17 protein-coding genes and 1 tRNA gene are annotated in these 25,757 nt (G+C 68.5%); 9 read left to right on the top strand and 9 right to left on the bottom strand.

Translation table 11 applies throughout. The features are described from left to right. Positions 1-1,002: 1,002 nt before the first annotated feature. Positions 1,003-1,079 (bottom strand) — tRNA-Arg (locus OGL92_RS17860). Positions 1,080-1,496: 417 nt separating this feature from the next. On the opposite strand from OGL92_RS17860, the gene gabD reads away from it, so the two are divergent. Both gabD and gabT read left to right on the top strand, forming a co-directional pair. Next, complete coding sequence (gene gabD, locus OGL92_RS17855) at positions 1,497-2,945, top strand: NADP-dependent succinate-semialdehyde dehydrogenase (protein ID WP_263146168.1); 1,449 nt, start codon at positions 1,497-1,499, stop codon at positions 2,943-2,945. A 222-nt stretch (positions 2,946-3,167) separates the two neighbouring features. Next, positions 3,168-4,448 carry a 4-aminobutyrate--2-oxoglutarate transaminase gene (gabT, locus tag OGL92_RS17850; protein WP_263146166.1) on the top strand — a complete coding sequence of 427 codons (1,281 nt, stop codon included), beginning with the start codon at positions 3,168-3,170 and terminating at the stop codon, positions 4,446-4,448. 423 nt (positions 4,449-4,871) lie between these two features. Here gabT and OGL92_RS17845 read toward each other — a convergent pair whose 3' ends face one another. Both OGL92_RS17845 and rep read right to left on the bottom strand, forming a co-directional pair. Further along, on the bottom strand, positions 4,872-5,444 hold the full coding sequence (locus tag OGL92_RS17845; protein ID WP_263146165.1) for a xanthine phosphoribosyltransferase: 573 nt from the start codon (positions 5,442-5,444) through the stop codon (positions 4,872-4,874). A 327-nt stretch (positions 5,445-5,771) separates the two neighbouring features. Next, on the bottom strand, positions 5,772-7,781 hold the full coding sequence (gene rep / locus OGL92_RS17840; protein ID WP_263146163.1) for a DNA helicase Rep: 2,010 nt from the start codon (positions 7,779-7,781) through the stop codon (positions 5,772-5,774). Positions 7,782-8,050: 269 nt separating this feature from the next. On the opposite strand from rep, the gene OGL92_RS17835 reads away from it, so the two are divergent. Next, positions 8,051-9,760 (top strand): bifunctional diguanylate cyclase/phosphodiesterase, encoded by a 1,710-nt coding sequence (locus OGL92_RS17835; protein WP_263146160.1) that lies wholly within the window; start codon positions 8,051-8,053, stop codon positions 9,758-9,760. A gap of 83 nt (positions 9,761-9,843) precedes the next feature. Here OGL92_RS17835 and OGL92_RS17830 read toward each other — a convergent pair whose 3' ends face one another. Both OGL92_RS17830 and OGL92_RS17825 read right to left on the bottom strand, forming a co-directional pair. Next, complete coding sequence (locus tag OGL92_RS17830) at positions 9,844-11,253, bottom strand: NorM family multidrug efflux MATE transporter (protein WP_263146158.1); 1,410 nt, start codon at positions 11,251-11,253, stop codon at positions 9,844-9,846. Positions 11,254-11,276: 23 nt separating this feature from the next. Beyond that, entirely contained in the window at positions 11,277-12,605 is a 1,329-nt protein-coding gene (locus OGL92_RS17825; RefSeq protein ID WP_263146155.1) for an FAD-binding oxidoreductase, read from the bottom strand. Between the two features lie 101 nt (positions 12,606-12,706). Here OGL92_RS17825 and OGL92_RS17820 point away from each other — a divergent pair, with 101 nt between their 5' ends. After that, positions 12,707-13,627: a LysR substrate-binding domain-containing protein gene (locus OGL92_RS17820; protein WP_263146152.1), complete on the top strand. Its 921-nt coding sequence runs from the start codon at positions 12,707-12,709 to the stop codon at positions 13,625-13,627. 68 nt (positions 13,628-13,695) lie between these two features. On the opposite strand, the gene OGL92_RS17815 is transcribed toward OGL92_RS17820, so the two are convergent. Next, a complete protein-coding gene (locus OGL92_RS17815; protein ID WP_263146150.1) occupies positions 13,696-14,154 on the bottom strand; it encodes a hypothetical protein in 459 nt (152 codons plus the stop codon). 301 nt (positions 14,155-14,455) lie between these two features. Here OGL92_RS17815 and OGL92_RS17810 point away from each other — a divergent pair, with 301 nt between their 5' ends. The 4 genes from OGL92_RS17810 to cls all read left to right on the top strand — a co-directional run bounded on the left by OGL92_RS17810 (position 14,456) and on the right by cls (position 19,496). Continuing rightward, complete coding sequence (locus OGL92_RS17810; protein WP_263146147.1) at positions 14,456-15,700, top strand: 3-hydroxyacyl-CoA dehydrogenase; 1,245 nt, start codon at positions 14,456-14,458, stop codon at positions 15,698-15,700. Continuing rightward, the gene (locus OGL92_RS17805; protein ID WP_263146145.1) at positions 15,697-17,487 is read left to right on the top strand and encodes an acyl-CoA dehydrogenase C-terminal domain-containing protein; all 1,791 of its coding nucleotides are present in this window, start codon (positions 15,697-15,699) and stop codon (positions 17,485-17,487) included. The genes OGL92_RS17810 and OGL92_RS17805 overlap by 4 nt, the downstream gene beginning before the upstream one ends. Positions 17,488-17,557: 70 nt before the next feature. Next, a complete protein-coding gene (locus OGL92_RS17800) occupies positions 17,558-17,995 on the top strand; it encodes a thioesterase family protein (RefSeq protein ID WP_263146143.1) in 438 nt (145 codons plus the stop codon). Between the two features lie 55 nt (positions 17,996-18,050). Then, positions 18,051-19,496 (top strand): cardiolipin synthase, encoded by a 1,446-nt coding sequence (cls, locus tag OGL92_RS17795; RefSeq protein WP_263146141.1) that lies wholly within the window; start codon positions 18,051-18,053, stop codon positions 19,494-19,496. A 117-nt stretch (positions 19,497-19,613) separates the two neighbouring features. Here the strand turns inward: cls and OGL92_RS17790 are convergent, their stop codons facing one another. After that, the gene (locus OGL92_RS17790) at positions 19,614-21,134 is read right to left on the bottom strand and encodes an MFS transporter (protein WP_263146140.1); all 1,521 of its coding nucleotides are present in this window, start codon (positions 21,132-21,134) and stop codon (positions 19,614-19,616) included. A 182-nt stretch (positions 21,135-21,316) separates the two neighbouring features. Between OGL92_RS17790 and OGL92_RS17785 the strand changes: the two genes are divergently transcribed. After that, the gene (locus OGL92_RS17785) at positions 21,317-22,525 is read left to right on the top strand and encodes a carbohydrate porin (RefSeq protein ID WP_263146136.1); all 1,209 of its coding nucleotides are present in this window, start codon (positions 21,317-21,319) and stop codon (positions 22,523-22,525) included. A 6-nt stretch (positions 22,526-22,531) separates the two neighbouring features. On the opposite strand, the gene OGL92_RS17780 is transcribed toward OGL92_RS17785, so the two are convergent. Further along, a complete protein-coding gene (locus OGL92_RS17780; protein ID WP_263146131.1) occupies positions 22,532-24,853 on the bottom strand; it encodes an FdhF/YdeP family oxidoreductase in 2,322 nt (773 codons plus the stop codon). Next, positions 24,850-25,692, bottom strand: coding sequence for a formate dehydrogenase accessory sulfurtransferase FdhD (fdhD, locus tag OGL92_RS17775; RefSeq protein ID WP_263146128.1), 843 nt, complete (start codon positions 25,690-25,692; stop codon positions 24,850-24,852). Before fdhD ends, OGL92_RS17780 begins: the two co-directional genes overlap by 4 nt. Positions 25,693-25,757: the final 65 nt, after the last annotated feature.

Raw genomic sequence — 25,757 nt, 5'->3', positions numbered from 1 at the left:
TTAGCTTAGCTTAGCTTGGCTTGGCTTGGCCTGCGCGTGGGCAGGTCAGCGGGGCTTCAAGCGCTCGCTTGGGCGACAGACAGCCTTGCCTATGCAGGCGTGAAGGGCTGCGATGGGGTTAATGAATCCTGGCGACAGCATAGGTTCAAGACGCTTCCGGCGAGCGGCCAAAGGTCACTGTGGGCTGGTGGTTGCCTCATCTAGCAAGGGCCGACTGCCGTGCCACAGGGGCTGGCAGCCTAAATTGTGAAACCCTTGTTGCTCTGCTCTTGCTGCTCACCAGCCAGAGTCATTTGAGCGATAGTCGCTAGTGAGCGACTCGCCCTCTCTTTTGCATCAGCCCTCACCCGGATCCTGTGTATTGGGGCACGCTATTTCCTGCAGCATCGCCAGAGAGTGCTTACTGCAATGTGGTTGAAGAACTGTTGGCTGTTATACCGCCGGGAATCCCCCAACGGATAGATGGGATGCATTAAGGATTGACCCTATCTCGATGGCTGAGTACGGTTTGGGCCTTTCAGAGTTAAGGTATCGCGCGTAGCTGCTTTTATTCCAACTTAGACGAGCCTCATGGCATTGCGGTGTTACACCAACACTGAGTCCGATCTGCGCAGAGCTAATCAGGAACTCTCCACATTTAGTGTGGCAGTTACACAGCAACATTCAGAGCAAAACCAGTCGTCAATTCGTGGCTGGCTTCGACTTCGTTTAATTGCGACTCTAGAGTGTGGCTTGTGCACCCCCGCATCGTCTAAGCGAGGCCCATCCCAATGGGAAGCGCTGGTTGCAAACTCGAGGTTGGTAGCTTGAAGTTACAGAACGCCTTTCTGTCCACGCGTTATGCTCACTTGAGCGATAGGCTGCGCCCTTGTGAGCCATTTCCCATCGGCTAATCGCAGCCCTGCTTGATGCGCTCCTGCCTCTCACATCCCAGAAACAAAAAAGCCCGCACTAGGCGGGCTTTTAGCGTTCGATCGACTTCGATAATCGACCCAAGGTATCTGGCGCATCCGGCGGGATTCGAACCCACGACCCCTGCCTTCGGAGGGCAGTACTCTATCCAGCTGAGCTACGGATGCAACGGACGCGCATGATACTCATCTTGGCGTCGGCCGTCCACGCCGAGGTGTTTGATCGAAGCAGGGATGGGAAAGGGTATTTGTGCATTATCGTTCGTTATTTCGAACATTTTTTACCGCGTTGAATAAACCGAACAAACATGCGTTCGGACTTCCACGCTTTTCCGTTGATTTTATCAAACGGACCCTTGCCCTTTGTTGGGCCGAGCCCTAGCATTCGTTCGACATATAAAACGCCTCGGGTCAACCGAGGTAGCCGCCTTCCTGGCGGCCCAGGCCGGTAAGACGTGCAGGCGCCTCGCGCGCCGAAGGCCGAGGAAGGCCTGACCGGTTCCGCAGGCGCGCAGGCCACTCCGGTATGGCCGAAGCCTATTCCCATTCCGTCCGGCTTTCCCGAGCCGCGAGAAGGAGAAAACGATGCAACTGAAAGACGCCAAGCTGTTCCGCCAACAAGCCTATATCGACGGTACCTGGCTGGACGCCGACAGTGGCCAGACCATCAAGGTGAACAACCCGGCCACCGGCGAGATCATCGGCAGCGTGCCGAAGATGGGCGCTGCGGAAACCCGCCGCGCCATCGAGGCGGCGGACAAGGCCCTGCCGGCCTGGCGCGCGCTCACCGCGAAAGATCGCGCGAACAAGCTGCGCCGCTGGTTCGAGTTGCTGATGGAGAACCAGGACGACCTGGGTCGCCTGATGACGCTGGAGCAGGGCAAGCCCCTGGCCGAGGCCAAGGGCGAGATCGCCTATGCCGCCTCTTTCATCGAATGGTTCGCCGAGGAAGCCAAGCGCGTCTACGGCGATACCATTCCCGGCCACCAGCCGGACAAGCGCCTGATCGTCATCAAGCAGCCCATCGGCGTCACCGCCGCCATCACGCCGTGGAACTTCCCGGCGGCGATGATTACCCGGAAAGCTGGCCCGGCCCTCGCCGCCGGCTGCACCATGGTGATCAAGCCGGCCTCGCAGACGCCGTTCTCGGCCTTGGCCCTGGTGGAGCTGGCCGAACGTGCCGGCATTCCCAAGGGCGTGCTCAGCGTGGTCACCGGCAGCGCCGGCGACGTGGGTGGCGAGCTGACCGGCAACCCGATCGTGCGCAAGCTGTCGTTCACCGGCTCGACCGAGATCGGCCGCCAGTTGATGGCCGAGTGTGCCAAGGACATCAAGAAGGTGTCCCTGGAGCTGGGCGGTAACGCGCCCTTCATCGTGTTCGACGATGCCGACCTGGATGCCGCCGTCGATGGCGCGCTGATCTCCAAATACCGCAACAACGGCCAGACCTGCGTCTGCGCCAACCGCCTGTACGTGCAGGAAGGCGTCTACGACGCTTTCGTCGAGAAGCTCAAGGTCGCCGTGGCCAAGCTGAAGATCGGCAACGGCCTGGAGGACGGCACCACCACCGGCCCGCTGATCGACGACAAGGCCGTGGCCAAGGTCCAGGAACACATCGAGGATGCGGTGAGCAAGGGCGCCCGCGTCGTCGCCGGCGGCAAGCCCCACAGCCTGGGTGGCAGCTTCTTCGAGCCGACCATCCTGGTGGATGTGCCGAAGAACGCCGCCGTCGCCAAGGAAGAGACCTTCGGTCCCCTGGCGCCGCTGTTCCGCTTCAAGGACGAGGCTGAAGTGATCGCCATGGCCAACGATACCGAGTTCGGCCTGGCGTCCTACTTCTATGCCCGCGACCTGAGCCGTGTCTTCCGCGTCGCCGAGGCGCTGGAGTACGGCATGGTGGGGATCAACACCGGCCTGATCTCCAACGAAGTCTCGCCGTTCGGCGGCATCAAGGCCTCCGGCCTGGGCCGCGAAGGCTCCAAGTACGGCATCGAGGACTACCTCGAAATCAAGTACCTCTGCCTGGGCCTGTAAGCGTCCGCCATCGAGGCGTCGGAAGGGGCGCGCGTCGGCAGGAGCCGGCGCCCGGCCCGCATGCGGTGCCTGGTTCGGTCCGGCCGCGAGGCCGGCGTTTTTCGTTTACCCGCGCGCCCGGACGGGCTGCGGCAGTCGATCATCGTATGCTGCCGCCGCTGAACCCCGGGCGTATCTTCATCCTTGCACCGGTCCGCACGATGAGCGGCCAATGAGGAGAACATGAGCAAGACCAACGAATCCCTGATGCAACGCCGCCAGGCCGCCGTTCCGCGCGGTGTGGGCCAGATCCATCCGATCTTCGCCGAGCGCGCGGAGAACGCCACCGTATGGGACGTGGAAGGCCGCGAGTTCATCGATTTCGCCGGCGGCATCGCCGTGCTCAACACCGGCCACCTGCACCCTAAAGTGGTGGCGGCGGTGCAGGAACAACTGACCAAGCTGTCGCACACCTGCTTCCAGGTGCTGGCCTACGAGCCCTACGTCGAGCTGTGCGAAGAAATCGCCAAGCGCGTGCCCGGCGACTTCGCCAAGAAGACCCTGCTGGTCACCTCCGGCTCCGAAGCCGTGGAGAACGCCGTTAAGATCGCCCGTGCCGCCACCGGCCGCGCCGGCGTGATCGCCTTCACCGGCGCCTATCACGGCCGCACCATGATGACCCTCAGCCTGACCGGCAAGGTGGCGCCCTATGCCGCCGGCATGGGACTGATGCCGGGCGGCGTGTACCGCGCCATCGCGCCCTGCGAGCTGCACGGGGTGAGCGAGGACGAGTCCATCGCCAGCATCGAGCGGATTTTCAAGAACGATGCTCAGCCCCAGGACATCGCCGCGATCATCATCGAGCCGGTGCAGGGTGAGGGTGGCTTCTACGTCAACTCCCCGACCTTCATGAAACGCCTGCGCGCCCTCTGCGACCAGCACGGCATCCTGTTGGTCGCCGACGAAGTGCAGACCGGCGCCGGTCGTACCGGGACCTTCTTCGCCACCGAACAACTGGGTGTGGTGCCGGACCTGACCACCTTCGCCAAGTCGGTCGGCGGCGGTTTCCCGATCTCCGGCGTCTGCGGTAAGGCCGAGATCATGGACAGCATCGCGCCCGGCGGCCTCGGCGGCACCTACGCCGGCAGCCCGATCGCCTGCGCCGCGGCCCTGGCCGTGCTCAAGGTGTTCGACGAAGAGAAGCTGCTGGATCGCTCCCTGGCGCTCGGCGAACGCCTCAAAGCGGGCCTGCGCGACATCCAGGCCAAGCACAAGGCGATTGGCGACGTCCGCGGACTGGGTTCGATGATCGCCATCGAGCTGTTCGAAGGCGGCGACACCCACAAGCCGGCGGCGGAGCTGGTCGGCAAGATCGTCGCGCGTGCTCGCGAGAAAGGCCTGATCCTGCTGTCCTGCGGGACCTACTACAACGTCATCCGTTTCCTCGTGCCCATCACGGTGCCCGACGCGCAACTGGACAAGGGCCTGGCCATCGTCGCCGAGTGTTTCGACGAACTGGCGTAAGCCGAACCGGCGTTACCCTGGAGTGCCGCTCACACCCGTGAGCGGCATTTTTTTATCCGCGCGAGGCTGCGTGCTCCAGGCTGTCGAGGGTCGAGGTCGAGGTCGAGGTCGAGGTCGAGGTCGAGGTCGAGGTCGAGGTCGAGGTCGAGGGTGGTGGTGCGCCAGAGGCCCTTGCCGGCGGTCCTGGCCGCTGCGACGCGCTTCCCACATCGGGGACGAAGGCGGTGAGCATGCGATCGAAGACTGGACACTCGGATTCGGCCGCGCGTGGTGGATGGATGAAGCGCCATCCACCCTACGGGTCGTGTCACCTGGTCTGCCTCTCGCCGCCATTCTCGTAGGGTGGATGACGCCTTCTCCATCCACCAAGGCCCGCGCCGTCGCTTTGGACGGCACCGCCAAGCCCCGGCCCCGCGAAGCGCTTCAGTCGAGGAACGTCACCTTGCCGTCGGCGAGGGATTTCACCCGTGCCAGGGATTCGACGCGATAGCCTTCGCCTTCGAGCAGCGCGCGGCCTTCCTGGAAGGATTTCTCGATGACGATGCCGAGCCCGGCGATGCTCGCGCCGGCCTGGCCGATCAGGTCGATCAGCGCCTTGGCGGCGTGGCCGTTGGCGAGGAAGTCGTCGATCACCAGCACGTGGTCGTCGGCCATCAGGTGCTTGGCGGAAATGGCGATGGTGCTTTCGCTCTGCTTGGTGAAGGAAAACACCGTGGAGGTGTAGAGGTTGTCGCGCAGGGTCAGCGACTGGTACTTGCGCGCGAAGATCACCGAGACGCCCAGCTCCAGGCCGGCCATGACCGCCGGGGCGATTCCCGAGGCCTCGACGGTGACGATCTTGGTGATGCCCTGGTCGCGGAAGCGTTCGGCGAAAGCGTGGCCGATCTGCTGCATCAGCACCGGGTCGATCTGGTGGTTGAGGAAGGCGTCGACCTTGAGCACCTGATCGGAAAGGACGACGCCTTCGGTACGGATTTTGTCTTTGAGAATGTCCACGAATTGCTTCCTGGCGGGGCGGCTGCCGCTGATGAAGCGCGCGATTCTACCCCTCCCGCGGGGCTGTGCGCGACGTCGGCGAGGGTCCAGGCAGGCGGCGATCGGCCGGACGGTTCATCCGGCGCTGCGGCACGAAGAGCTTCAGGCGTGGCGAATGCGGGTCCAGGGGCTTGGTGGCGCGGCGGTGCCGAAGCCCGGGCTCTGTACGAACAGCGCCGGGGCCCGGTGATGCGGCGTGGGAAGCCGGCTCATTGACCGCAGGTAAACCCGCTTCTTCGCCTGTTCGAGTCTTGCCTGACCTTCGCTCGGTGACTCTCCGCACGGACCCTAGCGCTTGAGCATCGAGCGCATCGCCGCCAGGGCGTCGTTGCCGCGCGCGGCCTTCACTTCCACTGGCGCGTCTTCCTGGCCTTCCCACACCAGGTCTTCGGGCGGCAGTTCGTCGAGGAAACGGCTCGGCGAACAGTCGATGACCTCGCCGTACTGCTTGCGCTTGGCGGCGAAGGTCATGGTCAGGTTGCGCTTGGCACGGGTGATGCCGACGTAGGCCAGGCGGCGCTCTTCCTCGATGGTGTCGGCCTCGATGCTGGAGCGGTGGGGGAGGATCTCCTCCTCCATGCCGAGGATATACACCGAGGGGAATTCCAGGCCCTTGGATGCGTGGATGGTCATCATCTGCACGCCCTCGGCGCCTTCTTCCTCTTCCTGCTGGCGTTCGAGCATGTCGCGCAGGACCAGCTTGCCGATGGCCTCCTCGATGGTCATCTCGCCGTCCTCGTCCTTCTCCAGGGTGTTCTTCAGGGCATCGACGAGGAACCAGACGTTGCTCATGCGCGCGTCCGCGACCTTGTCGCTGGAGGCGTTCTGCCGCAGCCACTGCTCGTAATCGATGTCCATCACCATGCTGCGCAGGGCGGCGATGGGGTCGTCCTGGGCGCACTGCTGGCGCAGCTTGTCCATGTAACGCTTGAAGCGCGAGAGGCGCTCGGTGTAGCGGCTGTCGAGGTGCTCGCCGAGGCCGATCTCGTCGCTGGCGGCGTACATGCTGATCTTGCGTTCGGTGGCGTAGTTGCCGAGCTTTTCCAGGGTGGTCGAGCCGATCTCGCGGCGCGGCACGTTGATCACCCGGAGGAAGGCGTTGTCGTCGTCCGGGTTGACCAGCAGGCGGAAGTAGCTCATCAGGTCCTTCACTTCCTGGCGGGCGAAGAAGCTGGTGCCGCCGGACAGCCGATAGGGAATCTGGTGGTGCTGGAGCTTCAGCTCCATCAGCTTGGCCTGGTAGTTGCCGCGGTAGAGGATCGCGAAGTCGCTGTAGGGGCGCTGGGTGCGCAGGTGCTCGGTGAGGATCTCCAGGGCCACCCGCTCGCACTCGGCGTCCTCGTTGCGGGTGCGGATCACGCGGATCTCGTCGCCCACGCCCATCTCGCTCCACAGCTGCTTCTCGAAGGCGTGGGGGTTGTTGGCGATGAGCACGTTGGCGCACTTGAGGATGCGGCTGGTGGAGCGGTAGTTCTGCTCCAGCATCACCACCTTCAGCGAGGGGTAGTCTTCCTTGAGCAGCATCAGGTTTTCCGGGCGCGCGCCACGCCAGGCGTAGATCGACTGGTCGTCGTCGCCGACCACGGTGAACTGGTTGCGCAGGCCCACCAGCAGTTTCACCAGCAGGTACTGGCTGGCGTTGGTGTCCTGGTATTCGTCCACCAGCAGGTAGCGGATGCGGTTCTGCCATTTCTCCAGCACGTCCGGGTGCTCCTGGAACAGCTTCACCGGCAGCAGGATCAGGTCGTCGAAGTCCACCGCGTTGTAGGCCTTGAGGGTGCGCTGGTAGTGCAGGTAGACCACCGCGGCGGTCTGCTCCTTGGGCCCGCGGGCCTCGGCCAGGGCCTGTTCGGGCAGGACCAGCTCGTTCTTCCAGCCGCCGATGTAGCCCTTGATCTCGTCGACGCCGTCGTCGCCGGCGTACTCCTTCTGCATGATGTCGCTGAGCAGCGCCTTGATGTCGCCCTCGTCGAAGATCGAGAAGCCCGGTTTGTAGCCCAGCCGCGCGTACTCCTTGCGGATGATGTTCATCCCCAGGTTGTGGAAGGTGGACACCGTCAGGCCCTTGCCCTCGCTGCCGCGCAGCAGGCTGCCGACGCGCTCCTTCATTTCCCGCGCGGCCTTGTTGGTGAAGGTCATGGCGACGATGTGCTGGGCGCGGATGCCGCATTGCTGCACCAGGTAGGCGATCTTGCGGGTGATCACGCTGGTCTTGCCGGAACCGGCGCCGGCGAGCACCAGGAGCGGGCCGCCGACGTAGTTCACGGCTTCCTGCTGCCGGGGGTTGAGTCGGGACATGGCGGGGCGTCCGAGAAAACGGGCGCGCATTTTAACAGGCCTTCCGGGCGCCGCCGTAACCGTCCGGAACCCCGCCGAACGCCTTCGTACGGTTGCCGATCGCCGCGGTTTCCCGCAGAGTGCGCGACATTCGGAAGGATGCCAGCGAAAAAGACGCCGTCCACGGCGCTACGCAAAAGATCCGCTTCAAGCGGGCATGCGTGTTTTCAGCGGTGACCGGGCAGGCGAAGGCCGGCCCCTTTTTGTGTGTGAATGACCGGGGAGGTCATGTGTCTGCGCTTGTCGAACCCATGCGCATCGTTCTACTGGCCGAAACGCCGGCCTGGAAGGATGCGTTGCGCGTGTGCCTGGCGGAGCTGGGCGCCGCCATCGCTCTGATCACCGCCCCGTCGTGGGCCGCCGCCAGCGCCTTGTTCGATGAAGAACCCAACGCCGTGCTGCTGGCCACGCCCGCCTGCCAGCCGCCACCCGGCCAGTGCCCGGTGCCGCTGGTGCTGCTGCTGGAGCGCGAGCCGCCACGGCCGCCCGAGAGCGGCGACTGGCTGGTCCGCGACAGCCTGAGCGCGGACGCGCTGCGCCGCTGCCTGCGCTACGCCCGCGAGCGCGGCAACCTGCACGTCGCCCTGCGCCGGCTGGCCGAGCAGGACCCGCTGACCGGCATCGTCAACCGCCAGGGCTTCCAGACCCTGCTGGCGGCCCGGCTGGCCGAGTTCGAGGGGCGTGGCCTGGCCCTCGGCTATCTCGACCTGGACAACTTCCGCCACGTCAACGACGCCCTCGGCTACCAATCCGGCGATCGCCTGATCCTGCAGGTGGTGAGCCGCCTCAAGGGCCAATTGGAGGCCGGCGACCTGCTGGCGCGGATGGGCGGCGACGAGTTCGGCCTGCTGCTGGACGTTCGCCGCGACCCGGCCCGGCTGGAGCGAATCGCCGAGGGCCTAGTCGAGGCCCTGGCCGAGCCCTACCGGGTCGACGGCGAAAGCCTGCTGCTGGGCTGCAGCTTGGGCCTGGCCCGCGCCGACGACGCCGACAGCGACGCCGACCGCTCGATGTGGCACGCGCACATCGCCATGCAACAGGCGAAGAATGCCCAGGGGTGCAGCTTCCATGTCTTCGATCCGCGGTTGAACCGCGGCGCGCGCAGCCTCGCCGAACGGGAAGGCGAACTGCGCCGGGCGCTTCGTTGCGACCAGCTGGAGCTGCACTACCAGCCGCGGCTGTGCCTGAAGAGCGGGCGCATCCTCGGCCTGGAAGCCCTGGTGCGCTGGCGGCACGCCGAGCGTGGCCTGCTCACCCCTGACGAATTCATCCCCCTGGCCGAGGAAAGCGGGCTGATCGTGCCGCTCGGCTACTGGGTCATGTCCCGCGCCCTGCGCGACATGCAGTGGTTGCGCGGGCGCGGCCTGGAGCCGCTGCACATGGCGGTCAACCTGTCCTTCCGCCAGTTCCAGGACAGCCAGTTGCTGTCGACCCTGAGCCGCCTGATCGAGGAGCGCGGGGTCGAGCCGCAGTGGCTGGAGTTCGAGCTGACCGAAACCGCGGTGATGCGCCGCAGCGAGCAGGTGTTGCAGACCATGCAGGCGCTGGAGCGCCTGGGCGTGCGCTTCTCTCTCGACGACTTCGGCACCGGCTTCTCGTCGTTCGTCCACCTCAACAGCCTGCCGATCACCCTGCTGAAGATCGACAAGGGCTTCGTCGGCGGCATCGACAGCCGCCCGGCCAATCGCCGCCTGGTGCGGGCGATGATCGCCCTGGCCCACACCCTCGGCCTGGAAGTGGTGGCCGAGGGCGTGGAAACCGCGGCGCAGCTCGCCCAGTTGCGCGAGTTCGGCTGCGACCAGGTGCAGGGCTTCTGGATCAGCAAGCCCCTGCCGCTGAACGAGCTGGCGCGGTTCCTGGTATTCGGCATGCGCCGGCCGGCCTTCGCCGAAACGCTGACCGACGCCCCGGGCGCCGGCTCGGCGAACGACTCGGCCTAGGGCCGGGACGAAACGCCACGGCGCAAGGGACGGCGAGGACACGCCGGCGACCCGCCGCTCGAGCCTCGTCGCCGGCCCCTCGCCTACCGACCCTGGGCCGGTTCGCCGGTGGCGGCGAGCGGCGCCTGCGGGAGGCGGCCGGCGCGCAGCAGGCGGGCGATCCGCCATTCGAAGCCGAGGGTCAGCCCCAGCGCCGCGCAGGCCAGCCCCACCGCCAGGCCCCACCAGACCCCGGGCGCGTCCCAGCCCAGGGGGAAGGCCAGCAGCCAGGCGGCGGGGGCGCCGATCGCCCAGTAGCAGACGAGGCCCACCAGGAAGGTGGTGCGCGCCTCCTTGAGGCCGCGGATGGCGCCCATGGCGATGGTCTGGATGCCGTCGAACAGTTCGAACAGCGCGGCGATCGCCAGCAGGTGAATGGCCAGGGCCACCACCTCGCGGTAGCGTGGGTCGCCGAGGTCGATGAACAGCCCTACCACCCGGTGCGGCGCCAGCCAGAACAACGCGGCGAAACCGAGCATGCAGGCGCCGCCGAGGGCGATGCCCAGGCGTCCGGCGAGCCGCGCCCGCGCCAGTTGCCCGGCGCCGAAGTGCCGGCCGATGCGGAAGGTCACCGCATAGGAAATCCCCACCGGCACCATGAAGGCCACGTACACCGATTGCAGGGCGATCTGGTGGGCGGCCAGTTGCAGGCTGCCGAGGGCGCCCATGCACAGGGCCGTGAAGGTGAAGAGCGCCGATTCCACCGCGTAGGTGCCGCCGATCGGCAGGCCCAGGCGCCAGAGTTCGCCCAGGGCCTTGGTGGATGGCCGCCAGAAGCCCTGGCGCAGCGGGTAGGCGGCATAACCCGGATGGCGCAGCAGGTGCCACCCCAGCAGCACGGCCATGGCGCTCATCACCAGCGCGGTGACCAGGCCGATGCCCGCCAGCCCCAGTGGCGGCAGGCCGAACCAGCCCTTCACCAGGGCGTAGTTGAGCAGCATGTTGGCCAAGGCGCCGCCGATGCTGATGGCCATCACTGGGCCAGGCCGGCCGATGGCGCTGGTGAAGCCGCGCAGCACCATGAAGCTCAGGTAGCCGGGCAACGCCAGCACCAGGGTGGAAAGGAAGCGCATCGCCCCCTCGACGTTCTCCGGTGCCTGGCCGCAGGCCAGCAGCAGCGGGCGCAGGTTCCACAGCGCCAGCCCGGCCAGCACCGCCAGGCCCCAGCCCATCCAGAGGCCGGCCTGGGCCAGACGCGCGGCACCGGCCCGGTCGCCGGCGCCCTGGCGGATCGCCACCAGGTTGCCCACCGCCGCGAGCACGCCGATGCAGAAGACCGACACCAGCGAATAGCTGGCCGCGCCGAGCCCGCCGCCGGCCAGCGCCTCGGGTCCGAGCAGGCCCATCATCAGGGTGTCGGTGAAGATCATCAGCACGTGGGCCAATTGCGCGGCGACCAGGGGCGCGGCGAGGCGGAGGATGGCGACGAGTTCCAGGCGAAGCAGGTTTGTCATGAGTTTTACTTATCGGTGGGACGTCAGAACAACGAGTAAGGCTTGCCGGCGCTGCCGTCGGCGAAGCGCCCGAGGCGGAAGGCCGACAGGTCGAGGCCGGGCTGGCCCTGGTCGAGCCAGCGGGCCATCTCCCGGCCCACTAGCGGGCCCAGGGCGAAGCCGTGCCCGCAGAAGCCGGTGGCCACCAGCAGGCCGGGAACCCGGGCGGCGGCATCCAGCACCGGAATGCCGTCCGGCAGCACATCGATCAGCCCGGCCCAGCTTTCCACCACGCGCACCTCGCGCAACGCCGGGAACGCCGTGGTCAGGGCCCGCTCGGCGGCGCGCACGCGGCTGTCCTCGGGGCGCACGTGGGGGTCGCGCTCGCCGAGCGCCGGGTGATCGCCGCTGAGGCGCTGGCGCAGGTCGTGGAGCCAGGCGCCGTTGAGGCGGAAGCGGAAACTGCGGTGGTGTTCCCGCAGCAGCGGCAGGTACCAGGAGGCGCCACGCAGGTAACCGAGGCTGAGGTCGATGTCGGCCTGGGCCTCGTCGGCCAGGTTGAAGCTGCCGTCGGCGCGCTGGCGGATGCCGATGCCGTGACCGATGAAGCAGCCGGCGCCGATGGCCGGGCCGGGGCTGGTGCGCGACACCGTGCAGCGGATGCCCTGCTGGGGGATGTCCAGGCCGAGGAGGGCGAGCAGGCGCCAACTGCTGGCGCCGGCGGCGATCAGCAGGCGTCGGGTCTTCACGTAGCCGCGTTCGGTCTGCACCCCGCAGATGGCGCCGTTGGCCCGGTCGATGCCCTGCACCCCGCAGCCTTCGGCGAAGCGCGCGCCCAGCTCGCGGGCGCGGTACGCATAGGCGGGCGCCACGCGCCGCGGTTCGGCCTGGCCGTCGCTGGCGGTGAACAGCCCGCCTTTGGCCGGCCGCGCCAGGGCCGGCCAGAGCGCGGCCACCTCGCGGGCATCGAGCAGGCGGGTGTCGAGCCCATGGGCGGCGGCCACCTGCAGCCAGGCGTGGTAATCGGCCATCTGTTGGTCGGTCTCGGCGAGGTAGAGGCAGCCGCCCTGGCGCCACTCCAGCGGCGCCTGGAGCTCCGTCTCCAGGCCTTGCCAGAGGGGGATCGCGGCCTGCATCAACGGCACTTCCGCCGGGTCGCGGGCCTGCTGGCGGACGAACCCCCAGGCGCGGGTCGATTGTTGGCTGGCCAGCCCGGCCTTGTCGCAGACCAGCACGCTGAGCCCGCGTTGGCGCAGGTGGTAGGCGGTGGCGCAGCCCATGATGCCGGCGCCGGCGATCACCACGTCCACTTCCGCGGGCAAGGGCTCCGCGCTGGCGAGGGCGGGGTACAGGGGGTAGCAACCTTGGGGCATGGCGTGTTCCGGGCGGTTCGTGGGCGACGCCGCAGTATGGGAAACTGCCGAGGCCCCGACAAAAGGAAAAAAGCGATGTCCGGTATGAGTTTTAGTCATCCATGAGCCGAACCCTGCCTCCGCTTTACGCCCTGCGCGCCTTTGAGGCCGCGGCGCGGCACCTGTCCTTCACCCGTGCCGCGGAAGAACTGGCGATCACCCAGAGCGCGGTGAGCCGGCACATCCGCACCCTGGAAACCTATTTCGGCTGCCGGCTGTTCGAGCGCCGTGGCCGTACCCTGCAACTCACCGAGCCGGCGCGGCTGATCCTGCCGGGCCTGAGCGGCGGCTTCGACACCCTCGAACGCGCCTGCACGGTGTTGCGCACCGACGATGCCACGCTGCGCCTGAAGGCGCCGTCCACCCTGACCATGCGCTGGCTGCTGGCGCGGCTGTCGCGTTTCCGCCTGTTGAACGGCGACCTCGAAGTGCAACTGACCAGCGCCTGGATGGACGTGGACCGGGTGGATTTCGCCCGCGAACCCTTCGATTGCGCGGTGCTGCTCAGCGACGGAAATTTCCCGCCGGAATGGGAAAGCCGCCTGCTGTTCGACGAATGGTTGATACCGGTCTGCGCGCCGGAGGCACGGGGGGACCGGCCATGGGGCGTAGCCCAGTTACTGGCGGCCGAACGGGTGCATCCGACCCTGGACCGCCGCGACTGGCGGCAATGGCTGGAGGCGATGGGGCTCGAACACCAGGTGCCGCTCAAGGGCGGACCGGTCTTCGACACCCTGGAGGCGGGCATGGTAGCCGCCGCCCGAGGCTACGGCGTCTCCATCGGCGACTTGGTGATGATCGCCGAGGACGTCGATTCGGGGCGGCTGTCGCTACCCTGGCCCAGCGCGGTGCGCAGCGGCTGTGGCTACTACCTGGTATGGCCGCGGGGCACCCGCAACCAGCCGCGCTGCCAGCGGCTCTGGGGGTTTCTCGACGCCGAGGTGCAGGCGATGCACCTCCCTGAGGTGGAGCGAGTGGGCTGACGGGCCTCAGTCACTGACTGGCCCCGTCGTCACCCACGAGGGCTGCTCGTCTGAGTCGATCAAGCGGCTCAGACGACCAGCCCACGGCCGAAGGTGGCCGGTCCGGCCTGGGTCTCTTCATAGGCGCTCACCGCCGTACTGGCGAGACGGGCGGTAATCAGGTTGCCGCTGTTCAGGTAGGTGGACGCGTTGTCCTGCTGTTGAACGTTCTGCCGCGCCAGGCTTTCCCGGCTGAACGGGTCGTTCAGGTCGTTATCGGCTGCCTGGCTGGACTCGTAGAGACGCTCGGCATTCTCGCGACGCTCGGTCTCGAGGGCCTCGCGGGTTTCCTCCGCCTGACGCGCTTCCTCGTCCAAGCGTTCCTGCTCCAGCCGGCGTTCACGCGCCAGTTGCAGGTCTGCGGCGCGCTGCTCGGCGCGGGAGGCGTTCTGTTCGACCAGACTCCGATCGCCGGTGGAGTCCACGACGGGGCGCGTCGTGCCGCTAACGCTGTAGGGGCCGGTCAGGCCGCTGATGGAAATAGCCATGGGGTTCTCCCTGGTTTTTTTAGGTCCTGGGATACTTGAGTCTAGCCATCGGAAAAGGTGCGATTAGAGCGATGTGCAATAAGCCTGGTGACCACATCGTCTAGCACTCCGCGCCGATCCGGTTGTCGCAGCGCTAGGTCCGGCGCCGAAGCCGGGGGTGCGAAGCGCCGGAATCGGGCCGGGGAAATGACCCGGCGCACCCATTCACCGGCTGAATGGCGCGCATCACAGGACTAAATTTCAATTTCCCCCGCGCTTTCTCTAAGGTGGGGCGCCTTCCGTTGGTCATGGAGAGAACGACATGAGCGTCAAGGTTTCCCCTATCGAGCGGGTCGCGGTGATCGGCGCCGGCACCATGGGCCGCGGCATCGCCATGAGCCTGGCCAACGCCGGTCTCGCCGTGCGCTGGCTGGACAAGGACCCCCGGGCGGTGGACGCGGGACGCCAGGCGGTGGCCGAGACCTACGCCCACGGCGTGCGCCAGGGGCGCTTCGATACCGCCGAGGCCAACGCCCGCTACGCGCGCATCGAGCCGGCCGCTGACTACGCGGCCTTGCGGGACATGGACCTGGCCATCGAGGCGGTCTACGAGAACCTCGAACTCAAGCAGGCGATCTTCCGCGAACTGGACGCCCATCTGCGCCCCCAGGCGTTGCTCGCCAGCAACACCTCGGCCCTGGACATCGACGCCCTGGCCGCCGTCACCACGCGGCCGCAGCAGGTGCTCGGCCTGCACTTCTTCAGCCCGGCGCACATCATGAAGCTGCTGGAGATCGTCCGCGGCGCGCAGACCGCCGACGCGGTCCTGGACGCCGCCCGCGCCCTGGGCGAGCGAATCGGCAAGGTCTGCGTGGTCGCCGGCAACTGCGACGGCTTCATCGGCAACCGCATGCTCCACCCCTACGTCCGCGAGGCCCGGCGCCTGCTGCTGGAAGGCGCCTTGCCGCAGCAGGTCGACCAGGCGCTGCAAGGCTTCGGCTTCGCCATGGGGCCGTTCCGCATGTACGACGTGGTCGGCATCGACCTGGAGTGGCGCGCCCGGCAACTGGCCGGCACGGGCCAGGACGAACCCGAGGTGCAGGTGGACAACCGCCTGTGCGAACTCGGCCGCTTCGGCCAGAAGAGCGGCGCCGGCTATTACCGCTACGCGCCGGGCAGCCGGCAGGCGGAGCAGGACCCGGAGGTGGATGCCCTGGTGCTGGAGGTGTCCGCGCGCCTGGACTATCACCGCCGCGCCATCGGCGAGGAGGAAATCCTCGAGCGCTGCCTGCTGGCCCTGGTCAACGAAGGCGCGAAGATTCTCGAGGAAGGCATCGCCGCCAGCAGCGCCGACATCGACCAGGTGTACCGCTACGGCTACGGCTTCCCCGCCGCCAAGGGCGGCCCCATGGCCTGGGCCGACGCGCTCGGCCTGGCCGCCGTGCGCGATCGCCTGCACGGCCTGGCGGCGCGCTTCGGCGGGCACTGGCGACCGGCGCCGTTGATCGAGCGGCTGGCCGATCTCGACCGACATTTCAGCGATTTCCACCGGGAGACATGGGCATGAGCTATCGGGCGCCCTTGCGTGACATGCGATTCGTCCTCCACGAGCTCTTCGAGGCCGAGGCCCACTGCGCGCGGCTCGGCAACGGGCTCGACCGTGCGTTGATCGACGAGGTGCTGGAGGAAGGCGCGCGCTACGCCGGCGAAGTGATCGCCCCACTCAACCGCGAGAGCGACGAGCGGGGCGCACGCCTGGAGCACGGCGCGGTGAGCACGCCGCCGGGGTTCCGCGAGGCCTATCGGCAATACGTGGACAACGGCTGGGCGAGCATGACCGGCCCGGTCGAATACGCCGGCCAGGGCTTCCCGCAACTGGTGGCCTGCATGTTCCACGAGATGCTGATGGGCGCCAGCCTGTCGTTCCGCATCTATTCCGGGCTCACCGAAGGCGCGGTGCTGGCCCTGCATCGGCACGGCAGCGAGGCGCTCAAGGCGATCTACCTGGCCAGGCTGGTGAGCGGCGCCTGGACCGGCACCATGTGCCTGACCGAGGCCCAGGCGGGGACCGACCTGGCCCTGCTGCGGACCCGCGCCGAGCCCCAGGCCGACGGCAGCTACCGGGTCAGCGGCAGCAAGATCTTCATCAGCGGCGGCGAGCACGACCTCAGCGAGAACATCGTCCACCTGGTGCTGGCCCGCCTGCCCGACGCCCCGGCCGGGGTCAGGGGCATCAGCCTGCTGCTGGTGCCGAAGTTCATCGGCCTGCCCGACGGCGGCCTGGGCGAACGCAACGCCCTGAGCTGCGGCGCCCTGGAGCACAAGATGGGCATCAAGGGCGCGGCCACCTGCGTGATGAACTTCGACGGCGCCACCGGCTGGTTGCTCGGCGAACCCCACCAGGGCCTGGCCTGCATGTTCACCATGATGAACGATGCGCGCTTCCAGGTCGGCCTGCAGGGCCTGGGCATCGGCGAGGCAGCGTTCCAGGCGGCCCTCGGCTACGCCCGCGAGCGCCTGCAATCGCGCGCCCTCGGCGGTCCGGCGCAGCCGCAGCAGGCGGCCGACCCGATCATCGTCCACCCCGACGTGCGGCGCATGCTGCTGACCCAGAAGACCCTGGTGGAGGGCAGTCGCCTGCTCGCTGCCTACACCGCGCGCCAGCTCGACCTGGAGCACGGCCATCCCGAGCCGGAGGGCCGTCGCGCGGCGGCGCGGCGCGCGGCGCTGCTGATCCCGCTGGTCAAGGCGTTCCTCACCGACATGGGCCAGGAGGCCGCGAGCCTCGCCGTGCAGGTGTACGGCGGCCATGGCTACATCCGCGAATGGGGCGTGGAACAGTTGATGCGCGACAGCCGCATCACCCAGATCTACGAAGGCACCAACGGCATCCAGGCCCTCGACCTGATCCGCCGCAAGCTGATCGGCGACGGCGGCGCGGAACTGGTCGCCCTGCAGGACGAGCTGACCGCTCTCTGCGAGCGCCAGCGCCGGCGCGCCGATCTCAGCGAGCTGGCCACCCCGGTGCTGGCGCGCCTGCACGAATGGCGCGACCTGGGCGCCGCGGTGATCGCCGCGGCCCAGGACGACCCCGAGGAGATCGGCGCCTGTTCGGTGGACTTCCTGCAGTACTCGGCCTACGTGCTGCTGGCCGCGCTCTGGTTGCAGGCCGCCGCCCGCGCCCAGGACGCCCTGCACGCCGGCAGCGACGAAGCGGCCTTCTACGAGGCCAAGCTGCACAGTGCGCGTTTCTACCTGCGGCGCATCCTGCCCCGCGCCGGCAGCCACCGCGAGGCCCTGCTCGGCGGCGCCGACTGCCTGATGGCGATGCCGGAGACCAGCTTCGCCTTCTAATCCGGGCCCCGGCCGCGCGCGTTCCCGCGCGTGGCCGGCCGCCCGGCCGCATTTTCCCCGAGGACCCGCGATGACCCCACAGCACCCGCACCGCGCGGACTATTCCCACTACGAAACCCTCACCACTCGCTGGCACGACAACGACCTCTACGGGCACGTCAACAACGTCGTCTACTACAGCTACTTCGACAGCGCGGTGAACGCCTACCTGATCGCCCGCGGCGGCCTGGACATCCACGAGGGGCCGGTGGTCGGCTTCGTGGTCAGTTCCTCCTGCGACTATTTCGCCTCGGTGGCCTTCCCCGAGCGGCTCGACGTCGGCCTGCGGGTCGGCAAGCTGGGCAACAGCTCGGTGCAGTACGAACTGGCGATCTTCAAGCAGGGCACCGACGGCGCCTGCGCCGCCGGTCGCTTCGTCCACGTGTTCGTCGATCGCGCGTCGAACCGCCCGGTGCCGATCCCCGCCGAGCTGCGCGCGGCCCTGCAAGCGCTGCTGCCGCCCGGTTGAGCGCGCCGGCGGGCTTTCCGGCTATGCTGGGGCCTTCTCCCGGAATCGACCGCCCATGGTGTACGACGCGCTCCACCTGCTCGGCTATGTGTTCGCCGTGCTGCAAGTGTTCGGCCTGCTGGCGGCCCTGCACGCGATCCTCACCGTGCGCACCGCCCAGGGCGCCATCGCCTGGGGCATGGCGCTGGTGTTCATGCCGACCCTCACGCTGCTGCCCTATCTGATCCTCGGACGCAGCCGTTTCGACGGCTACATCCGCGCGCGGCGCCAGGCCGACCAGGAGATGCGCGTGGCCATGGCGGCCCTGGACTGGCGCCCCTGGCTCGAGGAAATGCTGGCCGCGCGCAGCGTCGCCGACCCGTCCGGGCACCTGCTGGCGATGGCGCGGCTGGCGGAGATGCCCAGCCTGGCGAGCAACCAAGTGCGCCTGCTGATCGACGGCAAGGCCACCTTCGCGGCGATCTTCGCCGCCATCGCCGGCGCCCGCGACGTGGTGCTGGTGCAGTTCTTCATCGTCCACGACGACGCCCTCGGGCGCCGCCTGCAAGCGCTGCTGCTGGACCGCGCGGCCGCCGGGGTGAAGGTCTACCTGCTCTACGACAGCGTCGGCAGCCACGCCCTGCCGCGCCGCTACATCGCCCGGCTGCGCGAGGGCGGGGTGCAGGTCCATGGCTTCTCCGCGCGCAGCGGCTTCATCAATCGCTTCCAGGTCAACTTCCGCAACCACCGCAAGATCGTGGTGGTGGACGGCAACCGCGGCTTCGTCGGCGGACACAACGTCGGCGACGAATACCTGGGCACCCGGCCGCCGCTGTCGCCCTGGCGCGACACCCACATCGAACTCAGCGGCCCGGTGCTCGCCTGCCTTCAGGAGTCCTTCGCCGAGGACTGGTACTGGGCGACCCGCACCCTGCCGCCGCTGCTGTTGCCGACCCACTACGCGGTGGAGGCGGAGATGCTCTGCCAGGTTATCTGCAGCGGCCCGGCCGACGAGGGCGAGACCGCCTCGCTGTTCTTCGTCCAGGCGATCAACGCCGCCACCCAGCGGGTCTGGCTGGCCAGCCCCTACTTCGTCCCCGACGAATCGGTGTTCGCCGCCCTGCGCCTGGCGGTGCTGCGCGGCGTCGACGTGCGCCTGCTGCTGCCCTCGCGCCCCGACCACCGCATGGTCTATGCCGCGTCCAGCCTCTACGCCCTGGAAATGGCGCGCCTGGGAGTGCGGGTGTTCCGCTACCAGCCGGGCTTCACCCACCAGAAGGTGGTGCTGATCGACGACGAGATGGCCGCGGTGGGCAGCGCCAACCTGGACAATCGCTCGTTCCGCCTGAATTTCGAAGTGATGGTGCTGACCGTGCACGCGGGTTTCGCCGCCGACGTGGAGCGCATGCTGGAGGCCGACTTCGCGCAGTCCCGCGAGCTGTCCCCCGACCAGGACCCGAAGCCGCGACGCCTGCAACAACTCGGCATGCGCGTCGCCCGGCTGATCGCGCCGATCCTGTGATCGGGGCTGCACGGGGCATCGGGTCGCCCTCGGCCTGACGTGATGCCCGGCGCGCCCGCCGGCGAGGCCGTGGGTGGATCCCGCCGCCCCGGAGCCTTCCGGGCGCGGCGGGGCGGTTCAGCCCGCCGACAACGCCGGGTGGCCGGGGTGTTCGTCGTCGTCCGCCTGGGACAGCGGGCGGGCGACGGACTCCAGGGACTTGCGCTCGGCGGCGACGCCCCAGATCGCCTGCACCACGCCTGCCAGCAGCATCAGCCCGGCGCCGATCAGGTAGCCGACGAACACGTATTCGCGCTGGTGGGTCTCGATCAACTCGCCGAACAGCAGCGGGCCGACGATGCCGCCCAGGCCGGTGCCGAAGGCGTAGAACACCGCGATGGCCAGGGCGCGGATTTCCAGGGGGAAGCTTTCGCTGACGGTGAGGTAGGCCGAGCTGGCGGCGGCGGAGGCGAAGAAGAAGATCACCATCCAGGCGATGGTCTGGGTGCGCGCATCCAGCAGGCCCTGCTGGAACAGGTAGCCGCTGCCGATCAGCAGCACGCCGGAGATCAAATAGGTGGAGCTGATCATGATCCGCCGGCCGACCACGTCGAACAGGCGGCCGAGCAGCAAGGGGCCGCAGAAGTTGCCCAGGGCGAAGGGCAGCACGTACCAGCCCACCTCGGCCGAGGGCACCTGGTAGAAATCCGCCAGCACCAGGGCGTAGGTGAAGAAGATCGCGTTGTAGAAGAACGCCTGGGCGGTGAGCAGGGTCATGCCCACCATGGCCCGCTGCCGATGCACCACGAACAGACTGTGGAAGACTTCCTTGAGCGGCGTGTGGTCGCGGGCGCGCAGGCGCAACCGCGGGGCATCGGGTAGCGGCGGCAGGTCGTGGCCTTCGGCGCGGAAGCGCGCCTCTATGCCTTCGACGATCCGCTCCGCCTCCTGCGGCTGCCCGTGGATCAACAGCCAGCGCGGGCTTTCCGGCAGCCACAGGCGCATCAGCAGGATGAACAGCCCGAGCAGCGCGCCGATGCCGAAGCACAGCCGCCAGCCGAGTTCGCCGCCCACCCACTGCGGGTCCAGCAGGACGATGGAGCCCGCCGCGCCCAGGGCCGCGCCGACCCAGAAGGTGCCGTTGATGCCCAGATCCACCCAGCCGCGGAAGCGCGCTGGGGTGAATTCCTGGATGGTGGAGTTGATCGCCGTGTATTCGCCGCCGATGCCGGCGCCGGTGAGGAAGCGGAACAGCATGAAGCTCGCCGGGCTCCAGGAGAAGGCCGTGGCGGCGGTGGCGGCCACGTAGAGGAACAGGGTGATGAAGAACAGCTTGCGCCGCCCCAGGCGGTCGGTGAGCCAGCCGAAGAACAGCGCACCGAGCACCGCTCCGGCGATGTAGACCCCGCCGGCCAGGCCGATGTCGGCATTGCTCAGGTGCAGCTTGGGACTGTCGCGCAGCGCGCCGGCCACCGAGCCGGCGAGGGTCACTTCCAGGCCGTCCAGCAGCCAGGTGATGCCCAGGGCGAACACCAGCAGGGTATGGAAGCGGCCCCAGGGCAGACGGTCGAGGCGTGCCGGCAGGTCGGTGGAGAACACGCCGGCGCCCTCGGCGGAGACCGGGGTGGAGGCGCGGGGCGGCAGGTCGGTAGGGGCCATGATTCGATCCTTGAGGTCAGGCCGGCGCCGAAGGGCGCCGCGGGCGAGCGGCGGCTCTATGCGCTATGGAGTTCGCGACGCGCGGCGGAGTTCAGGGAAATGCCGACCCCGGCAGGCGCCGGTTAGCACTCTTGGTGGGGATGCCGGTCTCAGAGCTGACCGCCCCATGGAAAGGAATCGTGATGAAGGGCAAAGCAGGGAGCATGGCGTCCGCCTGCCTGGCGCTCGGGGTCCTCGCGCCCGGGTGCGGCGCCTGGGAGTTCGAGGGCTACGGACGGGCGGGCATCGGCGGCGCCGACGTTGGCGGCCGACAAGGGTGTTTCCAGTTGCCGGGGGCTCCGGCCAAGTACCGCCTGGGCAACGAGTGCGAGGACTACTGGGAGCTGCAACTGGCGGACGACCTGTACCCGGGCGCCGACGGCACCCGGCTCAGGCTGGAGGGCATGGCCAGCCTGAGCCACCTCTACGGCCACTCGCTCTCCTTCGACGGCGACGACGGCCGGGCGCGCCTGCCCCAGCTCTGGGCCGCGCTGCAAGCGCCGGCGCTGAACGGCGGCTCGGTGTGGGCCGGGCGGCGCTACTACAAGCGCCACGACGTGAACCTCAACGACTTCTACTACTGGAACCCCAGTGGCAGCGGCTTCGGCCTGGAGGACCTGCCGCTGGGACCCTACGCCCTCAGCTACGCCTTCCTGCGCGAAGACAGCATCGACCAGCCGGACAAGGCCAACCGCCACGACCTGCACCTCGCCGGCCTGCATCCCAACCCCGGCGGCCAGGTGGAGCTGGGCCTGAGCCATGTGCAGAAGGCCGGGCAGGTGCGCGGCGCCCATGCCGGCTGGTCGTTTACCGCGGAGCACGTGCAGGCCGGCTTCCTCGGCGGCGAGAACCGCCTGGTGGGGCAGTACGGCGAGGGGCCGGGCATCGGCCTCGGCCAGACCGGCCCGCTCGCCCACGGCCGTCATGTGCAGCGCCTGCGGCTGCTGGATACGCTGATCTGGCAAGTCACCGAAAGGTTCGGCGGGCAACTGCTGGGGCTGGTGCAACGGGATCGTCTGGCGGAAGGCGAACGGATCTGGCGCTCGCTGGGCGTGCGGCCGTCCTACGCCTTCGGCGAGCATGTCAAGCTGGTGCTGGAGCTGGGGCACGACGCCATCGAGCCGGCCCATGGCGCCACCCGCCGCCTGAACAAGTTCACCCTGGCGCCGACCCTGAGCGCCGGCAAGGCCTTCATGGCCCGCCCCGAGCTGCGCCTCTACTACACCTACGCGCAGTGGAACCGCGCCGCCCAGGCCGCCGCCGAGCCGGGCGATGCGCTGTCGGCCAACGGCGCGTTCGGCGCCAGCCGCCACGGCTCGAACGTCGGCGTGCAACTGGAAACCTGGTGGTGAGCGCGGTCAGCGGATGCGCCCGTCGTCCTCGGCGGGCAGCAGGCGGATGGCGATGAATTTCGAGGTCGGCGTATGGCTGCCGACGCCATAGCTGTCCAGCGGCACCAGCGGGTTGGTCTCCGGGTAGTAGGCGGCCGCCTGCCCCGGGGGGATGTCGAAGGCCAGCAGGGTGAAGCCCTTCACCCGCCGCTCGATGCCGTCGTCCCACAGGGACATCAGGTCGACCTTCTGCCCCGGCGCATAGCCCAGGCGACGGATGTCCGCCTCGTTGGCGAAGATCACCTCGCGCTGCCCCTTCACCCCGCGGTAGCGGTCGTCGAGCCCGTAGATGGTGGTGTTGTACTGGTCGTGGGAGCGCAGCGTCTGCAGGATCAGGTCGGGCTCCAGGCCGGTGTTGCGCACCCGTGGCGAGACCAGGTCGTCCGGCAGCGGATTGGCGATGAAATTGGCGCGGCCGCTGGCGGTGCTCCAGCGCCGCTCACCGGCCGAGTTGCCCAGGTAGAAACCGCCGGGGTGGCGCACGCGGCGGTTGAAGTCCTGGAAGCCCGGGATGGTGTCGGCGATCAGGTCGCGGATCCGGTCGTAGTCGGCGATCAGCGCGTCCCAGTCCAGCGGATGCGTGCCGAGGGTGGCCTTGGCGATCCCGGCGACGATCGCCGGCTCCGAGCGCATCTGCCCGGACAGCGGGCGCAACTGGCCGAAGGAGGCGTGGATCATGCTGAAGGAGTCCTCCACCGTCACCGACTGCGGCCCGCCGGCCTGCAGGTCGATGTCGGTACGGCCCAGGCACGGCAGGATCAAGGCCTCGCGGCCGACGGTGAGGTGGCTGCGGTTGAGCTTGGTGCTGATCTGCACGGTCAGCGCGCAGCGTTGCAGGGCGGCGTGGGTGCGCGCGCTGTCCGGGGTGGCCTGGGCGAAATTGCCGCCGAGGCCGATGAACACCTGGGCGTGGCCCTCGAGCATGGCCTCGATCGCCTCGACGGTGTTGTGCCCGTCCTGGCGCGGCACCGGGAAGCCGAAGCGTTTTTCCAAGGCGTCGAGGAAGGCCGCCGGCGGCCGGTCGTTGATGCCCATGGTGCGGTCGCCCTGCACGTTGCTGTGGCCGCGCACCGGGCAGAGCCCGGCGCCGGGCCGGCCGAGGTTGCCGCGCAGCAGTTGCAGGTTGACGATTTCCTGGATGATCGCCACCGAATGCCGGTGCTGGGTGATGCCCATGGCCCAGCAGACGATGACCTTCTCGGCGCGCCGGTACATCCGCGCGGCATATTCGAGCTCCGCGAGGCTCAGGCCGGACTGGCTCACCAGGCTGTCCCAGTCAGTGGCATCGAGCTCGGCCAGGTAGCCGTCGATCCCCGCGGTGTGCGCGGCGATGAAGGCATGGTCGAACACCGCCGGCGCGCCGCTGGCCTGGGCCTCGCGTTCCCATTGCAGGAGGAACTTGGCCATCCCGCGCAGGGCCGCCATGTCGCCGCCCAGGGCCGGGCGGAAGAACGCCGTGTTCAGCGGCTCCGAACCGTTGGTGAGCATTTCCAGCGGGCTCTGCGGATGCTGGAAGCGTTCCAGGCCGCGCTCCTTGAGCGGGTTGAAACAGACCACCTGGGCGCCGCGCTTCACCGCGTCGCGCAGCGGCTCGAGCATGCGCGGGTGGTTGGTGCCGGGGTTCTGGCCGAGCACGAAGATGGCGTCGGCGTGCTCGAAGTCGGCGAAGGTCACGCTGCCCTTGCCGACTCCCACGCTCTGCCCGAGGGCCACGCCGCTGGCCTCGTGGCACATGTTCGAGCAGTCCGGGAAGTTGTTGCTGCCGTAGGCGCGGACGAACAATTGATAGAGGAACGCCGCCTCGTTGCTGGCGCGACCGGAGGTGTAGAACTCCGCCTGGTTCGGCGAGGGCAGCGCCTTCAGGTGACGGGCGATCAGGGCGAAGGCGTCGTCCCAGGCGATCGCGCGATAGTGGTCGGAGGCGGCGTCGTACACCAGCGGCTCGGTCAGCCGGCCCTGGTATTCGAGCCAGTAGTCGCTCTGCTCGCGCAACTGGGAAAGGCTGTAGCGGGCGAAGAAGGCGGCGTCGACGCGGCGCTTGGTGGCCTCCCAGTTGACCGCCTTGGCGCCGTTCTCGCAGAACTTGATCCGCCCGTCCTCGGGCGAGTCGCCCCAGGCGCAGCCGGGGCAGTCGAAGCCGCCGTTCTGGTTGGTCTTGAGCAGCGCACGGAGGTTCTTGAACGGCTGCTTACTGTCCAGCCAGAAGTGCGCCACGCTGCGCAGCGCGCCCCAGCCGGCGGCGGCGCCCCGGTAGGGTGTGTAGCGGGGGTCGAGGGGTTGCAGGCTCATGGCAGGTCTTCTTCGCGGGGCGCGGCTGGGCTGTAGACCCGCGGCGCGCTGTGATGGGGGAGATGGATCAGGTTGAGGCCGTGGCGGCGCGCCCAGCGCACGCTGAGGGCGGTGGGCGCGGACAGGCTCACCAGGGTGCCGAGGCCAGCGCGCACGGCCTTCTGGATCAGCTCCAGGCTGCAACGGCTGGTCACCACGGCGAAGCCCTCGCGGCGCCCGGGCAGCTCGCGGGCGAGGGCACCTATCAATTTGTCGAGGGCGTTGTGCCGGCCGATGTCCTCGCGGCACAGGCGGATGGCGCCGGTGCCGTCGACGTACAGCGCGGCGTGCAGGGCGCCGCTGCGGCTGGCGAGGCGCTGGGCCTGGCCGATGCGTTCGCGCAAGTCGTGCAGGTGGGCGGCCGGCGGCAGCGCCGTCTCCGCCAGGCGCGGCAGTGGCGGCAACGCCTGGTCCAGGGCTTCCACCCCGCACAGGCCGCAGCCGCTGGTACCGGCGAGCTGGCGCCGTTGCCGCTTGAGGGCCCAGAAGGCGCGGCTGGCGATTTCCACCTCGGCGCGCAGCGCCTCGCCGTCGCCGCCGAGGCGGATGTCATAGATGTCGTCGAGGGTCTCCACCAGGCCGGCGCTGAGGCTGAAGCCGGCGACGAAATCCTCCAGGGCGCTGGGCGAGACCATCATCACCGCGTGGGCGACGCCGTTGTAGATCAGCGCCAGGGCGGATTCCTCGGCGAGCACGGCTTCGCCGGCGGCGCCCGCCCGGCCGAGTTCCCCGTAGGCGTAGTCGCGGGGCGGGGGCGGCACCGAGAGGCCGTCTTCCAGGTGGGCAGGGGAAAGGGGCATGGACGAGCCCTCTGCGACGAAGTGACACGTCCAGCCTAGGCCCGCCGGCGCATCCGCGTCTAATC

Source organism: Pseudomonas sp. RIT-PI-AD, from assembly GCF_025642785.1.
Lineage (GTDB): Bacteria > Pseudomonadota > Gammaproteobacteria > Pseudomonadales > Pseudomonadaceae > Pseudomonas_T.
This window is presented reverse-complemented; position numbering and strand designations above follow the sequence as displayed.